This window comes from Halalkalibacter sp. APA_J-10(15) (assembly GCF_023017105.1).
Taxonomy (GTDB): Bacteria; Bacillota; Bacilli; order Bacillales; family Bacillaceae_D; genus Halalkalibacter.
Genome location: NZ_JALKEV010000031.1, coordinates 1 through 15,596, shown reverse-complemented (window position 1 = coordinate 15,596; position 15,596 = coordinate 1). Strand labels below are relative to the sequence as shown.

Annotated in this window: 15 protein-coding genes, 1 tRNA gene, 1 rRNA gene, 1 other RNA gene and 1 other annotated feature; of the genes, 1 reads left to right on the top strand and 17 read right to left on the bottom strand. The window is 38.8% G+C overall.

All coding sequences use genetic code 11. The annotated features are described in order from the left end of the window. Positions 1-249 precede the first annotated feature (249 nt). From MW695_RS22930 to guaB, 13 genes are all read right to left on the bottom strand, one after another. Positions 250-687 (bottom strand): pro-sigmaK processing inhibitor BofA family protein, encoded by a 438-nt coding sequence (locus MW695_RS22930; RefSeq protein ID WP_306421273.1) that lies wholly within the window; start codon positions 685-687, stop codon positions 250-252. Positions 688-766: 79 nt separating this feature from the next. After that, on the bottom strand, positions 767-988 hold the full coding sequence (locus tag MW695_RS21790; protein ID WP_247107569.1) for a YaaL family protein: 222 nt from the start codon (positions 986-988) through the stop codon (positions 767-769). 11 nt (positions 989-999) lie between these two features. Beyond that, the gene (gene recR / locus MW695_RS21785) at positions 1,000-1,596 is read right to left on the bottom strand and encodes a recombination mediator RecR (protein ID WP_247107568.1); all 597 of its coding nucleotides are present in this window, start codon (positions 1,594-1,596) and stop codon (positions 1,000-1,002) included. A 132-nt stretch (positions 1,597-1,728) separates the two neighbouring features. Beyond that, on the bottom strand, positions 1,729-2,040 hold the full coding sequence (locus MW695_RS21780) for a YbaB/EbfC family nucleoid-associated protein (RefSeq protein WP_035347241.1): 312 nt from the start codon (positions 2,038-2,040) through the stop codon (positions 1,729-1,731). Positions 2,041-2,055: 15 nt separating this feature from the next. Next, positions 2,056-3,744, bottom strand: coding sequence for a DNA polymerase III subunit gamma/tau (gene dnaX / locus MW695_RS21775; protein ID WP_247107567.1), 1,689 nt, complete (start codon positions 3,742-3,744; stop codon positions 2,056-2,058). 329 nt (positions 3,745-4,073) lie between these two features. After that, an RNA gene (ffs, locus tag MW695_RS21770) (signal recognition particle sRNA large type) lies at positions 4,074-4,340 on the bottom strand. A 95-nt stretch (positions 4,341-4,435) separates the two neighbouring features. After that, positions 4,436-4,900, bottom strand: a complete 465-nt coding sequence (gene tadA / locus MW695_RS21765; protein ID WP_247107566.1) for a tRNA adenosine(34) deaminase TadA — start codon at positions 4,898-4,900, stop codon at positions 4,436-4,438. Positions 4,901-5,022: 122 nt separating this feature from the next. Further along, positions 5,023-5,115, bottom strand: a tRNA-Ser gene (locus MW695_RS21760). Between the two features lie 291 nt (positions 5,116-5,406). Then, the gene (gene serS / locus MW695_RS21755) at positions 5,407-6,684 is read right to left on the bottom strand and encodes a serine--tRNA ligase (protein ID WP_247107565.1); all 1,278 of its coding nucleotides are present in this window, start codon (positions 6,682-6,684) and stop codon (positions 5,407-5,409) included. Between the two features lie 77 nt (positions 6,685-6,761). Next, positions 6,762-6,967: a binding site (T-box leader), on the bottom strand. Further along, a complete protein-coding gene (gene pdxT / locus MW695_RS21750) occupies positions 6,968-7,555 on the bottom strand; it encodes a pyridoxal 5'-phosphate synthase glutaminase subunit PdxT (RefSeq protein WP_247107564.1) in 588 nt (195 codons plus the stop codon). It lies immediately after the preceding feature. Between the two features lie 19 nt (positions 7,556-7,574). Then, entirely contained in the window at positions 7,575-8,459 is an 885-nt protein-coding gene (gene pdxS, locus MW695_RS21745; RefSeq protein ID WP_247107563.1) for a pyridoxal 5'-phosphate synthase lyase subunit PdxS, read from the bottom strand. 309 nt (positions 8,460-8,768) lie between these two features. Next, positions 8,769-10,115: a D-alanyl-D-alanine carboxypeptidase family protein gene (locus MW695_RS21740; protein WP_247107562.1), complete on the bottom strand. Its 1,347-nt coding sequence runs from the start codon at positions 10,113-10,115 to the stop codon at positions 8,769-8,771. A 100-nt stretch (positions 10,116-10,215) separates the two neighbouring features. Further along, a complete protein-coding gene (guaB, locus tag MW695_RS21735) occupies positions 10,216-11,673 on the bottom strand; it encodes an IMP dehydrogenase (RefSeq protein WP_247107561.1) in 1,458 nt (485 codons plus the stop codon). Between the two features lie 141 nt (positions 11,674-11,814). Between guaB and MW695_RS21730 the strand changes: the two genes are divergently transcribed. Next, positions 11,815-12,777 (top strand): YaaC family protein, encoded by a 963-nt coding sequence (locus tag MW695_RS21730; protein WP_247107560.1) that lies wholly within the window; start codon positions 11,815-11,817, stop codon positions 12,775-12,777. A 22-nt stretch (positions 12,778-12,799) separates the two neighbouring features. Here the strand turns inward: MW695_RS21730 and MW695_RS21725 are convergent, their stop codons facing one another. The 4 genes from MW695_RS21725 to rrf form a co-directional block, all read right to left on the bottom strand. Next, positions 12,800-14,119: an ATP-binding protein gene (locus MW695_RS21725; protein ID WP_247107559.1), complete on the bottom strand. Its 1,320-nt coding sequence runs from the start codon at positions 14,117-14,119 to the stop codon at positions 12,800-12,802. Positions 14,120-14,441: 322 nt separating this feature from the next. Then, complete coding sequence (locus MW695_RS21720) at positions 14,442-15,059, bottom strand: PH domain-containing protein (protein ID WP_247107558.1); 618 nt, start codon at positions 15,057-15,059, stop codon at positions 14,442-14,444. Positions 15,060-15,186: 127 nt separating this feature from the next. Beyond that, a complete protein-coding gene (locus MW695_RS21715; RefSeq protein ID WP_247107557.1) occupies positions 15,187-15,450 on the bottom strand; it encodes a hypothetical protein in 264 nt (87 codons plus the stop codon). Positions 15,451-15,509: 59 nt separating this feature from the next. Further along, positions 15,510-15,596: ribosomal RNA gene (rrf, locus tag MW695_RS21710) — 5S ribosomal RNA — on the bottom strand; the annotation flags it as partial.

Here is a 15,596-nt window from a genome sequence, read left to right as displayed (position 1 = left end):
AGTTGAATTAGCTCATATATTTCATAAAACATTGACGAGATTCCTTGTTGCTCACGCAACAATTGTCTCTTTTTCGCTTGGCTTTTGTTCAGTTTTCAAGGAACTCATCGTCGTTTATTGCGACTTTCCTAATATACCATGCCACCCAATACAAGTCAACACTTTTTTAAAAACTGTTAACGTCTATTAATGCGACAAGAAATAATATAACACACATATCTTTTATAAAGCAATGTTTTTTTAAAAAATTTAAATAAAAAAAACAGCTATTCCTACTAACAAAGCTATTCCCGGCACTCCCAATAATCCAGATACAATCGTTGTTACTCCGTTAATCGGCACATAAAGCCCAATAGTAGCCCCTAGCACATTCACAAAAAAAAGCATTAAAACTCCTATTAAGCATTTTACAATAATACCACCTGCAAAACGTAAAGGTTTAACAGGCGCTCCTACTAATAATAAAATAAAGACTAAACTGACTAATAACATAATGACTAACATAGGCTCCATCCAACCATCTCCTTCCATCAAAGCTTGTCTACACATTACATGTATATGCTTCATACACAAAAAAAGAACAAATAAGAAGTACCAATCGACTTGTTCAATACCTTTCATTTGATTAGCCATGGCTTCACGTGTTGTCGCTTGATACGAGAAGATTACTCGTACCGAGCTTTTCATAACAAGGAAACGAGTTCGCTCATTGCTTAAAGGCCACCAAAAAAGGTAAAAACCTAACTTTTTTTTGGTGGCCTCACATTTACTGTTTGCTCTTACTTGCATGATTAGCTCTAGCTTCCCTTAATAGAAGCGAATATAATCCTTCTGTTATTTTTGCTCGATTTAAAACTTCGTCAGATGGATCAATACTTCGATTAATCAGTTGCTTTTGTTCATCTAGCTTTCCTTTTAGCATTTCTAATTGGCTCAACAAAAGACGATGCTGTTGTTCACGAATCTTTCCTTTTCTCTTAAAAAACATCTCGTCGCCTCCTACAATTCTCTCCGGCCTTCAATCGCCCTAGACAAAGTGACTTCATCAGCATATTCCAAATCTCCACCTACAGGAAGCCCATGAGCAATACGAGTCACCTTAATCCCCGTAGGCTTAATCAGTCTAGACATATACATAGCCGTCGCTTCTCCCTCAATCGTGGGATTAGTAGCAATGATCACTTCTTGAATCGTATCGTCTTGCAATCGTTTTAAGAGTTCAGGTATTTTAACATCTTCTGGCCCAATGCCATCCATTGGTGATATCGCTCCATGTAAGACATGGTACAAGCCACGGTATTCCTTCATTTTCTCCATAGCAATGACGTCTTTGGCATCTTGTACGACACAAACAACCGATTTATCACGACTTTGGTCCTCACAAATTCTACACGGATCAATATCAGTAATATGATGACAGTTGGAGCAATACGTTAGGTTTCGCTTAGCATTCACCAACGCCTTCGCAAAATCAAGCACATCATCTTCTTTCATATCTAACACAAAAAAAGCCAGGCGACTAGCCGTCTTAGGTCCAATACCCGGAAGCTTCATAAAACCCTCTATTAATTTCGCTATTGGTTCAGGATACTGCAAATAAAAACCCTCCTTTCCCTTCAGAATCATTTACATCCAGACATACCTTTTAGATAAAATCCACCTACACTAAAAAAGGGTAGGTGGATTTATTACAAAAATTGTACACTCTATAAATTTATGTTTTGTTAATTAAAACAAGCCGGGTACGTTCATCCCTTTTGTAAATTTACCAAGGTCTTGTTCCACAAGTTCATCGACTTGCTTTAAAGCTTCATTCGTAGCAGCTAACACTAAATCTTGTAGCATTTCTGGATCGTCTGGGTCAATCACATCTTCAGAAATTTTTACATCTAATATACGCTTGTCACCACTTGCTACAACTGTTACCATTCCACCACCAGCTGTTGCTTCGATTGTTTTTTCTTTTAGCTCTTCTTGAGCCTTCGCCATTTGCTTTTGCATTTTTTGCATTTGTTTCATCATATTACCCATGTTTTTCATTTGTATTTCCTCCTTTTATGAATCACGATCTACCATTTCAATTAATTCTTCACCTACAAGCTTAACAGCTTCCTCAACTAACGCATCATTATTAGCTTCATCATCCGGTTTTCCTTTATCGCTAACAAACTCAGTCTTAACCTGTTCCCATTGTTCACTCAACAATGTCACAAACGTCTGTTGAGTTTGGAAAATGGCTTGTAAGATTGGTTCAAGAACTTCTCGAAACTTTGTATCCATCATATCACGATGCATCTCATTTTGAAACGCTAAAACAACTGTAGAAGAAGAAGCAGCAACTGGTTTACAGTCACTCAACCATGCATGACCTGGCACATTCGTTGTTTTCATCTTCTCCATCACATCACCCCAACGCGACATAACAAGCTGTAAACTTTGCTTATCCGCTGCTTTTAATAGCTCCATCACCTTTGCAGTCGATGCTTTTGATTTTACTGCTTGCGGACGCTTAACCTTTCTCGGTTGTGTAGAGGATTGTTGCTCATTGACTTGAACAGGTTGCTTTTTCATGTCATGAAGCTGCTGCTGCAGAAAATTCAGCTGCTCTTTTAACTCTTGGATTTCCTTCGTTGAATCCAAACCACCTGCATGATGAGAAGGCTCGTATGGCAAGAGCTTCATTAATGCTAGCTCTAAGAAGATTTTCGGATGAGCAGATAGTTTCATTTCTTGTTGGCTACCTGTCAACGATTCAATGGTCTGATGTAACCATTGAGGAGATATTTGTTTAACTAATGCTTGAAATGCTTCATCTGGCTTAGCCCGTTCCAATAAGTCCTCTACATCTGGCGCATGTTTGTAGAGCAATACGTCACGATAGAAATAGATTAAATCCTCTATTAGTCGCATCGGATCCTTACCTTCTGAAACCATACGATCGACTTCTTGTAACGCTTTAATCATATTTTGCTCGATTAAGCATTCAACAATCGTTATTAATGCTTGCTGTGAAATCGCCCCAGTTATCGCTAGAACATCCTCTAGCACGACTTTTTCTTCAGCGAATGAAATCGCTTGGTCGAGAAGGCTCAATGCATCTCTCATCCCGCCTTCAGCTGCTCTTGCAATATGTAATAATGCTTCAGGTTCAGCCTCAATCCCATCAGCAGATAAAATATGTTCAATTCGCGCAACAATCGAATGGCTTGAAATTCGTTTAAAGTCAAAACGTTGACAACGAGAAATAATCGTTAACGGAATTTTATGAGGCTCTGTTGTAGCAAGTATAAACAACACATGACTCGGAGGCTCTTCCAATGTTTTTAACAATGCATTAAACGCTCCAGTGGATAGCATATGTACCTCATCTATAATATACACCTTATAGCGAACTTCATTCGGGGCAAACTTGACCTTATCACGTATATCACGAATTTCATCGACTCCATTATTAGAAGCCGCATCAATTTCCATCACATCGACAATGGCGCCTGATGTAATTCCTTTACAAGCAGAACACTCATTACAAGGTTCCGCAACCGGTGCTTGTTCACAATTGATTGCCTTTGCAATAATTTTCGCAGCACTCGTCTTCCCTGTACCACGTGGACCCGTGAAAAGATAGGCGTGAGAAAGCTTTTCTTGTAATAAAGCATTTTGTAACGTTTTCGTAATATGCTCTTGACCAACAACATCTTGAAGTAGTTGTGGCCGCCATACACGATATAAAGCTTGATAACTCATCACACTTTCCCCCTTCACCTACTTTATATATTATAGCTTTTCACTTAATCAAGAACAATCATCTATTCTAATGTTTTAGAGAAAACTGCATAGCCGTTTTTTCTAATTACATCGTGTGTAGTCGTTACAAGGGTTGAGGTGATCCGAACGAAGCCGGCACTCTTTTGTGAATCCTCCTCCATCTTCCTTGATTACACTTCAAGCTGAGAGGTCACCGAAAAAGTTAAAAACACTTTTTTTGCACCTTCTCAATCCTTTTTTTATGCTTACTAATTTAAAAGAGCAACTACGCCCTCGCGAACGTAGTTGCTCTTTTTATAAAAAGGATACCGTGCACCTTCCTTCGATTAAGGTACCACGAGCGTTACCTAAGCAGTTAGCTCGGCCCAGGCGACTCCACGGCACACGGAAGAATCCACTTACTGCTGCTTCCTTCCGGACCTGACAGGGTTCATGGGTTTCCGTTGCGTGGAACCCAAGCGTCAACACCACTTACTTAGGGCAGACCTCGCAGCACCAAAACCTCTAGAAGGGATTCAGCCCCGCTATAGCGGATTGCGAGTTACAAGGCACCGCTACCTCCCCACCTAGCACGGTAAATCGTCATAATGTTGTTATACGTCTTATCGACGTAGTATTTAGTATAGGGTGTTTTGCTTACAAATGCAAGAGGTGGAATTTGTAAGAATCTCTAGTTTTTCTTTTTTGCTCGTAAACGGCGGAAAAAGGCTGTTAAAATCGCCCCACACTCTTCTGCTAAACATCCTTCAATCACCTTCGTCTGATGATTAAACCGAGAATCATCAAGCAAGTTCATTAATGATCCGACACAGCCAGCTTTAGGATCTCTTGCCCCATAGACAACGGTCGGAATACGAGATTGTAAAATAGCTCCTGCACACATTGGACAAGGCTCTAACGTCACATACAGCGTACAATCTAACAAACGCCAGCTCCCTAGGTTGTTACACGCCTCTTCAATTACCGCTAATTCAGCATGAGCTAATGCTTGCTGATCACTTTCTCGACGATTATGAGCAGAAGCAATGGCCTCTTCCTGATGAACGAGAACAGCCCCAATTGGAACTTCACCTATCATCTCAGCCTTTCGAGCTTCTTGCAAGGCTAGCCTCATCCACTTTTCATGGTTTTGCATAACGAGTCCTCCTCGTATCTTCTCAACCGCTCAGTAAAACGTAAAACCTTTCTCCAAATAAGCGCTCATACCTCGTAAAGAAGAAAAACACTACCAGGAAGGCAGTGTTTATTTATAATGTATGGCGGAGGAAGAGGGATTCGAACCCCCGCGCGGTTTAACCCGCCTGTCGGTTTTCAAGACCGATCCCTTCAGCCGGACTTGGGTATTCCTCCGCGTTTCGTACTGACAAGAAATATAATAACAAACCTGATAACAAGAAGCAAGTCCTTTCTCCTTCATTTTATAAGAAAAAAGCGTTAGCGGAGAGCACTGAAAAAGTCCTTTCTAGTAACTCAAAGAAGAGTAATGGCTCCGCTCGTTGCACGCCTTGCTATGAGAAACCCACTCATAGCAAGACTTTCAAAATCGGGCAACGGCTACGCACATTACTTAAAGGCAACTGAAAAAAGTGAAAATCGCACTTTTTCAATTCCCTTTACAACTACCCGGTTATCTTTGAATGATTACTTAGCTTGAATCACGTCAACACGCATATATGGTCGTAGTACTTCTGGAACAACAATCGATCCATCTGCCTGTTGATAATTTTCTAATATAGCCGCAACTGTTCTACCTATCGCTAGACCAGAACCATTTAATGTATGAACAAACTCTGGCTTTGCTTTCGGTTCACGGCGGAATTTAATATTCGCACGCCTCGCTTGAAAATCTTCAAAATTACTACAAGAAGAAATTTCACGATACGTATCATAGCTTGGAATCCACACTTCAATATCATACTTCTTTGCCGCCGTAAAACCTAAGTCTGCTGTACACATACTCAGGACACGATATGGAAGCTTTAACAATTGTAATACTTTCTCAGCGTGAAATGTTAACTGCTCTAATGCCTCATATGAACCCTCTGGATCTACAAAGCGAACAAGCTCAACTTTGTTAAACTGATGCTGACGAATTAAACCACGTGTATCTCGACCAGCAGAACCTGCTTCAGAGCGGAAATTAGCGCTATAGGCCGTATAAGCAATAGGTAATTGCTCAACAGAAAGAATTTCATCACGATGTAAATTTGTGACAGGAACTTCTGCTGTTGGAATGAGAAAGTACTCCTCATCTTTAATTTGAAAGGCATCCTCTGCAAACTTCGGAAGTTGCCCCGTTCCAGTCATACTTTGACGATTGACGATAAATGGCGGAATGACTTCCTCATAGCCATGTTCATCTTGATGTAAATCCATCATGAAGTTAATAAGCGCACGCTCCAAACGAGCCCCTAAACCTTTATAAAAGACAAAACGGCTACCAGTAACCTTTGAAGCACGTTCAAAGTCTAAGATATTTAAATCCGTCGCAGCATCCCAGTGTGGCTTCACCTCAAAATCGAGCGTTGGAAGCTCTCCCCACTTACGAATCTCAACATTATCATCCTCAGTATCGCCGACTGGTGTACTTTCATGAGGAACATTCGGTATTGTAAGTAAAATATCTTCGAGTTGAAGTTCAAGGCTTTTCAATTCCTCATCAAGTGCTTTAATTTTACTAGAAACTTCTTTTGTTTCAGCTATTAAATGGTCAGCATCCTTTTTCTCACGCTTTAATTGTGCTACTTCTTGCGAAACTTGATTGCGTCGGCTTTTGAGCTCTTCGACTTCAATGATAACCGCTCGCCTTTTCTCATCTAATTCCTGAAAGCGGTCTAATCCAGATATGTCTTCACCACGTGTTTTTAACTTCTCTGTTATACCTTCTAAATCTTTTCGTAAACGTTTAATGTCTAACATTCTACACCCTCCTCGATTAAGCTAACACTTTTATCCAATCTTTCCTTTCAAAAAAAACCGTCCCTTCTATTATGAATAGAAGGGACGGTTTCCCGCGTTGCCACCCTTGTTGTATAGAACAAACATCATTCTATACCACTTTTGCCGATAACAGCGACAACTGTAAGAGCTTTTCACTCTTCACTCAAAGGGAGATTCTAACTAGCGTTTGACTGGTTCGCACCTACCACCAGCTCTCTTAACAAAGCAACTAGCTATACTAATCCTTTTTCCACGTTTTTTTCTATTCTACTACTGACTCCGCTTCCTTAACCATTTGGACAAAAAATTGATGAATACGATGGTCATCCGTTAATTCTGGATGGAAGGAGCAAGCAAGAAATTGTCCTTGCCTAGCAGCCACGATTTCATCTTTATATTTAGATAATACCTCAACTTCGTTGCCAACTTCAACAATTAATGGAGCACGAATGAATACAGCGCGAACATCATCACCAACTCCTGTAACCTGTAAGTCGGTTTCAAAGCTTTCACGCTGACGACCAAAGGCGTTACGCTCTACTTTCATATTAATGACAGCTAAGTGGCCTTGATCATATCCAACAATTTCCTTTGCCATTAAAATTAATCCAGCGCAAGTGCCAAACATCGGTTTTCCTTGTTTGGCAAATTGCTTTAACGGTTCAAAGAAACCATATAAATCAATTAATCTTCTCATCGTCGTGCTTTCGCCACCTGGTAAAACAATACCATCTAAATCCGCAAGCTGTTCTACTTTCTTCACTACGACTACTTCAGTACCTGGAGCTTGTAAGCATTGCACATGCTCCCTCACAGCTCCTTGTAATGCTAATACACCAACTTTAACCATCGTCGATTCCTTTCTATTCTTACCAACCGCGCTCTTGCATACGATCTGACGGCTCTAAAGTAGAAATCTCGATTCCTTTCATGGCCGTACCTAACCCTTTTGAGAGCTTTGCAATTAACGCATAGTCTTCATAGTGTGTTGTCGCTTCTACAATCGCACGAGCAAATTTCTCCGGGTTATCTGATTTAAAAATACCAGACCCTACAAAGACACCGTCTGCTCCAAGCTGCATCATAAGTGCAGCATCTGCAGGAGTTGCCACACCACCAGCAGCAAAGTTCACGACAGGAAGCTTACCTGTTTCTTTAATTTGCAATAACAACTCATAAGAAGCACCCAAATTTTTCGCTTCTGTCATAAGTTCGTCTCTTGACATATTTTGCACTTTCAGAATTTGTTGCTGAACTTTTCGCATATGGCGAACAGCTTCAACAATATTTCCTGTTCCTGGCTCGCCTTTCGTTCGAAGCATTGATGCTCCTTCTTCAATACGACGAGAAGCCTCACCTAGATCACGTGCACCACAAACAAATGGAACTGTGAAATCACGCTTATACAAGTGATACTCTTCATCAGCAGGAGTTAATACTTCACTTTCATCAATATAATCAACGCCCATCGCTTCAAGAACGCGAGCTTCAACAATGTGACCAATACGCGCCTTTGCCATTACTGGAATCGAAACAGCATTTAATACCTCTTCAACAATTGTCGGGTCTGCCATACGTGCGACACCACCGGCAGCACGGATATCAGCTGGAACACGTTCTAATGCCATAACAGCAACAGCACCTGCTTGTTCTGCAATTTTTGCCTGTTCCGCATTAATGACGTCCATAATAACGCCACCCTTTTGCATTTCAGCCATACCACGTTTGACTCTATCTGTACCCGTTTGACTCATTTGAATTCCTCCTATACCTATACGGTCTCTCTAGTAAAATTGACATATCTTTTATTAGTATACATCAAAAGTTCGCAATTCTCTCGCTTTTTAAGAAAAACGCGCTAGCGTTAGGGCACTAAAAAAGGTTGTTTTTAGCTTTTTTGGTGCCCTTTAAGCAATGTGCGAAACCGTTACCTGTTTTGGAAAGCTTGATACGAATAGGTTTCTCGTATCAAGCGAGCAACGCGTGAAGCCATTACTAATCCAACAAAAGGTACTGAAAAAGTCGAATTGTACTTTTTCAGTGGGCTCAATAGCGTCTTTTCTTTATGAACCGAACCAGCCGCTAACTGTATCTGCAACACTTGTCCATATTCCCGCGAAAAAGCCCCCAATCCCTCTCATCATCATGGTAAACCAACCAGCCTTCTCGACTGCTTGATCTGTTACAACAGGCACTTCAACAGAAGCATCTGAGTAAATGTATTCATCTCCGTCTTCTCCATTGTAAGTTAGCACGAGCTTTCCAACTTGTTGTCCAGCTTCGATTGGAGCCTCTAACTTTCCATTTTCATTCAATTGACTCTCATCTAATACAAGCTCTGCACGATATAATTCTTCGTCGCCACTTTGAATCAAAGTTGTTAAAGAGTCTGTACTAGAAATGGTCACCTCATTCTCTTTCCCACTTACTACTTCAACAAGCTCTTCCCCTTCTGGTATATAACCTTCTGGGAATAATTCAATCTGTGAAAATTGATTAAAACCATAATCAAGCAATTTACGAGTTTCTGTAAAGCGTGCTTCTCGATCACTCGTTCTCATGACAACAGAAATTAATTGGACATCCCCACGCTCTGCAACACCAGTAAAAGCAGCTCCAGCAGTACTAGTTGATCCTGTTTTCAATCCTTGAATTCCATCATATGAAAACTGATCAAAGTCTTCTCGAATACCTGGAATCATCCAGTTCCAATTATGCATAACCTCTATTTCATCCGGACCAGCATCAAATTCCATGACAGGAATTTGTGCTGTCTCAAGAATTTCTGGGTAATCATTAATCAAATGATAAGCTAGCTTAGCTGTTGCTCTGGCTGACAAGAGATTTTCAGCATCATCTGACGTCCCATCTGGATGATTTCCGTTCATGGAGCTATTGTTTAATCCAGTAGAATTAACAAATTCATAATCTTCAAACCCTAACTCCTCAGCCTTTTCATTCATTCTTTGCACAAAAGCCGTTTCAGAACCTGCAATTAAATCTGCTAAAGCAATCATTGATCCATTTGCTGAATAAATTGTGACTGATTCATATAATTCCCTTACTGTATATGAATAATCCTGCCTTAATGAAACATTAGATAACGTTTTATTAAGAGATAACTGCCTTACGAAATCGCTAATTGGAACCTCATCATCCCAACTAATCTCACCATTTTCTACAGCTTCAAAGATTAAGTATTGACTCATCATCTTTGTCATACTAGCAATTGGAAGAAGACTATCAATCTTCTTCTGATATAAAACCTTACCTGTCTTAGCATCAATTAATATTGCAGCTTCAGCATCTAAATCAACAGATGCCTCTGCTAGATTAGGCTGTAACCAACCACCCATTAACACCGCCACTACCATCATTAAAATAAGTGGCTTCTTCATTGCTTTGCTCACTCCAGCACCTCCATACCTACTTCGATAGAGGTTATTTTATCACAACCAACTACAAAAAAATAGATAGAGAAGTCTCTATCTATTTCCAAATAATGTGACACTATAATGAATAATTTGGCGCTTCTTTCGTAATTTGAACATCATGAGGGTGACTTTCGCGTAAACCAGCACCTGTAATACGGATAAACTTACCATAATCACGTAAATCATCTAACGTCGCCGTTCCACAATAACCCATTCCTGCACGAATTCCACCAATTAGCTGATGCACCGTATCATTTAATGGACCTTTATAAGGAATACGACCCTCAATGCCTTCTGGAACAAGCTTTTGCGCGTTTTCTTGGAAATAACGGTCCTTACTTCCTTTTTCCATCGCTCCTAATGAGCCCATTCCTCGATAAACTTTAAATTGACGACCTTGATAAATTTCACGCTCACCAGGGCTCTCAGAAACACCTGCAAGTAAGCTTCCTAGCATTACCGCATGTCCACCAGCTGCTAATGCTTTGACAATATCTCCTGAATATTTAATTCCACCATCAGCTATGATTGGAACTCCATGCTTCCTAGCTTCTGTCGCACAATCATAAACAGCCGTAATTTGGGGAACACCAATACCAGCTACAATTCGTGTCGTACAGATTGATCCAGGTCCAATACCTACTTTTACAACACTGGCACCCGCTTCAATTAAATCACGAGTTGCTTCTGCTGTTGCAACATTTCCTGCAATAATCGTTAAATCAGGATATTGAGTTCGCACTTCACGAACTTTATCTAGCACGCCCTTAGAATGTCCATGAGCCGTGTCGATAACGATTGCATCTACACCAGCTTCAACAAGCGCTTCAATTCGCTTATCAGCATCAGCAGAAACACCAATAGCCGCTCCAACAACTAACCGACCTTGAGAGTCCTTTGCTGAATTAGGGAATTCAATAACCTTTTCAATATCTTTAATCGTAATTAAACCTTTTAATATTCCTTGCTCATCTACTAAAGGAAGCTTTTCAATCTTATATTTCTGTAAAATCTTTTCCGCTTCGTCTAATGTCGTACCGACAGGAGCTGTTACGAGGTTTTCCTTCGTCATTACCTCGTCAATTTCAATTGAATAATCTTCAATGAAACGCAAATCACGATTCGTTAAGATACCTACTAACTTTTGCTGCTCATCAACAATCGGCACACCAGAAATACGATATTTCCCCATTAAATGCTCTGCATCAAATACTTGATGCTCACGAGTTAAATAAAATGGATTCGTAATGACACCACTTTCTGAACGTTTGACTCGATCAACGTTTTCAGCTTGAGCTTCAATAGACATATTCTTATGAATAATTCCTAATCCACCTTCACGAGCAATCGCTATCGCCATCTTTGCTTCTGTAACAGTGTCCATTCCAGCACTAATAAGTGGAATGTTAAGCTCTAGGTTTTCACTTAGCTTTGTTTTAACTGAGACGTCACGTGGCAAGATTTCAGAACGCGCTGGAACGAGCAATACATCATCAAAGGTTAGCCCTTCTTTTTCGAATTTATTTTCCCACATCTTCATGTATCCTCCCCAAAACCATTTTTATGAACGTAAAAATATTATTAGTAGCTTATCAAGTGGGTAAACTACTGTCAAGAAAGTGATTAATATAAGATTTTTCTAAATAAACTGACTATTTAAAAGGAGCTATTTAGTATGGATACAACTGAGTTATTTCTCCCTTACTTTTCAGCAACTTATACAAGAAAATATTTAACTTCATCTTATAAAAAGCTGAACTTGACTCAACCTAAAACAAAAAGCTATCATTCTGCGTATTCTTTTATTTATCACTTACAACATGGACAGCTCTACATGAAGCAAGCTTCTCTATCACCCACTGAATTACAGCCTATTTTATTATTTTATGGATTAGTTCAACTGTTAAAGGCATGCGTATTAGCAATAGATCCTACTTATCCAGCGAATAGCCAAGTATTAGCCCATGGTGTGACAACTAGAAAAAGAAAGAAGACGAGTTATCATTTTCTAGATGATGAAGTCAAAATTCAAAAGCACGGTCTTTTTTCTCACTTTTCAGATAAAATGTTTCATGTGAAACAGTTAGAATCTGAAAAATTTAAAATGAATACACTATTCGAACAGCTCGGTGATATGCATGAACTGATCCATCAAATGAATGGTTCTCCAATCTCTTATAGGGCTCAGAAGGAATCTAATAGTATTCAGCTTCCTTCTGAGCTATTAGATTCTTATCATATGACTGTCTCACGTTTTGAGCGATATTTAAGTAGCTTTCCTACAAGCGGATATTCAACAGTCCATCAAATAAACGAACAACGTCATCATTTACACCTTACATTGCAACAACAACCGACTATTCAATATTCAGCACCTTGGCTATATGATCGTAATGGAAATTTGTATTTGTTAAAGTCGTACAGACGTGATGGATATCGCTATTTACCTGAATTAGCCATTCACTACTTATTATTGTACAACTTAAGCATGGTCTGTCGTTATGAAGCTGAATGGTGGGGGGAGTTACTCCATACCTTTGATGGTGAAGACCTTCCTTATATTCTGCATTACCTACACGTTGCCCAAGAAAAAATCCCTTTACTCATAGCCAAATTTCTCCAAGATCTAGTTATATAGAATTGTGCATTATAACGCACGATTAATCCGTGTATGATAACGGAAAGGATACTTCCATCTTCGTTCCTTTCCTTTCTTCACTCTCAACATGAATGTCTCCATTAAAATAATTCACTAGCTTATATACCATAAACAAACCGACTCCTTGTCCAGGTACATCCTGATTTACTTTTTGATATTTCTTAAATAGTTTGTCTATCTCCTCTTCATTCATTCCAACTCCCCGGTCTATCACTTGAATATAAAGAAAATCATTTTGTACAAAGCTTGTTAATGTAACACTGCTCCCCTCATAGCTATACTTAATCGCGTTACTTAATAAATTTGAGATCACGAGTTTCATCCCCATCGCATTTCCCCTAACTTGAGTGGTATGAGGAAGATTTATATTTGTGTCCAACTTAATATTTTGCGTCCTTGCCTTTACACTCATACTTTCAACAACTTCATTTATGATTGGTATCATTTCAAGCTGTGACGCTTCCCAAAAAGAATCAACCGTTAACATTTGTTCTGTTTGAATCATATGATTAATTTCATGATCGATAGCCTTCGCATAATCCTCAATTAATTCTAATTTCACTTTAGAATCATCATGGTTGACTTCCGTCTTTAGAATCGTTGCAAATGATTTAATAACAGTTAGTGGATTGCGGACTTCGTGAGCAATCACGTGAATAAAATCAAGCTTTTGACGGTATAACTCTAATTCTGACTCAATTTTCTTCTGACTTGCTAATGACGGCAATACAGCATCCCCCATATACAAAGGTGATTTCACTAATTCTATATCTGTCATTAAGTAAGGGTGACTATTCATCATTTCAAGTTGAACCGCTGAAGGAATTACTTTGGCGTCATAAGAACAAATGGTTAAAAATTGAAAATGATGACTTGATTGATCACATTGACATTCATAAGTTTGAAGTTGATCCATATTATCTAAATAATTTTCTAAGTAAACATTTCCCCATACCCTTACTGAAATGTTTTTCTCCGCATAGGAGGTGAATAGTTTATTTAAGTATTCAATCGCTCTCTCAAAATGAAAGTCACCGTAGGTTTGATAATAATCAACACTATTTATGAAGTGAACAAAATCAAGCTCTTCTTCATTTGGTACACTTAGTTCCATTTTTGTTTTTTCAATTGCAGCTTGATATATCTCTTCTTTTTCAATAATAATAACATGTTGATTGACTGATTTTGCTGCGACTATTGCTGACACTAAATTTTCTAAGTACAATTCTTCTGAATAATAGACATATAAAACATGTGCCCCTTCATTGATAGTTAACTTTTTCGTTAAAGGTATTGTTTTTTTAGTTACTGTCTTATTCATTATAGCCTCCTTATGTCATTCCTTATTAATGGTCAATACTACCATTATAGTATAAATATAATAGTTAACCGGGCTGAATGCTAATATTAAGAATAAGCCAATTTTACTAGTATGAAGTTGAGTATTGAAAAAGTTGATTTGTATTTTTTTAGTGGCCTCCTATTATATAGGTCAGTCTTATAATCGCAAAATAAAAAAGCCATCAGAGATTTTTTCAAATCTATTGATAGCTTTTTCAGTATAATTTAGTATTCAACTGTTTATTAAATAGATGAGAAATTATTTTGCAAAAATCGTTTTGCTGTTTTATAAATATCGTATACTACCGTAAGTATATATACTGTTCAAAAATGTCAGTAAAATCTTTCATTCGATAAGCTTGGTCATACTCTCTTAATCGGTCAAATGTATACTCATCGACCTTCTTATACTCAGATAATAAATCGTTGTGAGTTAAATGAACATACTGCAACACCCTAGACGCATGTTCTAAGCTTTTTTCAGCTAGACCTTTAACGATTTGGTTATCATAGATTATTTCTGAAATATGTAACAAAGCTCTATATATTTGTTTAGCGTACTCCACTTCTCTACGGGCAATGGCAATTGTAACCTTTTCATCACCGATGTTGAAAATAATCTCAACATCTAAGTCAATTCTTCCTGCTGTTTCTAAAGAAACATCGTCAATAGGAAATTTATAGTAAGGATATCTTCTCATTGTTCGTTTAGAAGTAACAGCATTTTCTCCGTCAATATGAATTAAAGCTAAGTTAGTAAAACAATATTCATCTGCCTTAGTTTTAATAAGAAAATAAATCTTTTCTCCTTCTCCTTCTCGAATAAAATCATTTGAATCTGTTTGATTAAAATCGTTAGGGTGGATTACCTTTCCAATGTCCGATAACCCTAATGCGTCGGCTGCCATTTTTTTAAACATTTTACATCACACTTCTTTCATTTTTATTTATTGTTTGTTGCTCTCGTTACCCCTATTGAACTTTTTATGACCTCCTAGATATAACTATTTCATGATGCATAGATGTAGTCTTAATGATGTTTATTTATTATAATACATATTTACCGTTAATAGGGTTAAATTCTAATTCGTTATCAGATTGTACTTTATCGATCGACAACGTCCTGGCTCTTGCTTTCTCTTCTACGGGGAGGTGAGGCCACTGAAAAAGTGCTCGTTTACTTCGGACTTGGAAGGGAGCTTTGATTCGTCTCACAGGGGGACCTGTTGCTTTTCTTGATGCTTCTTCACGGCGATCCATCGGTTCTTTCACAGATGATGCTGTTCCTTCCGGAACAGTGCTCGTCTGCACCTTGAGCACTCCCTTTGCTCACATAAAAAAAGCACAACCCTATCGGATTGTACTTGTTCGCCCGGCAACGTCCTACTCTCACAGGGGGAAGCCCCCAACTACCATCGGCGCAGAAGAGCTTAACGACCGTGTTCGGCATGGGAACG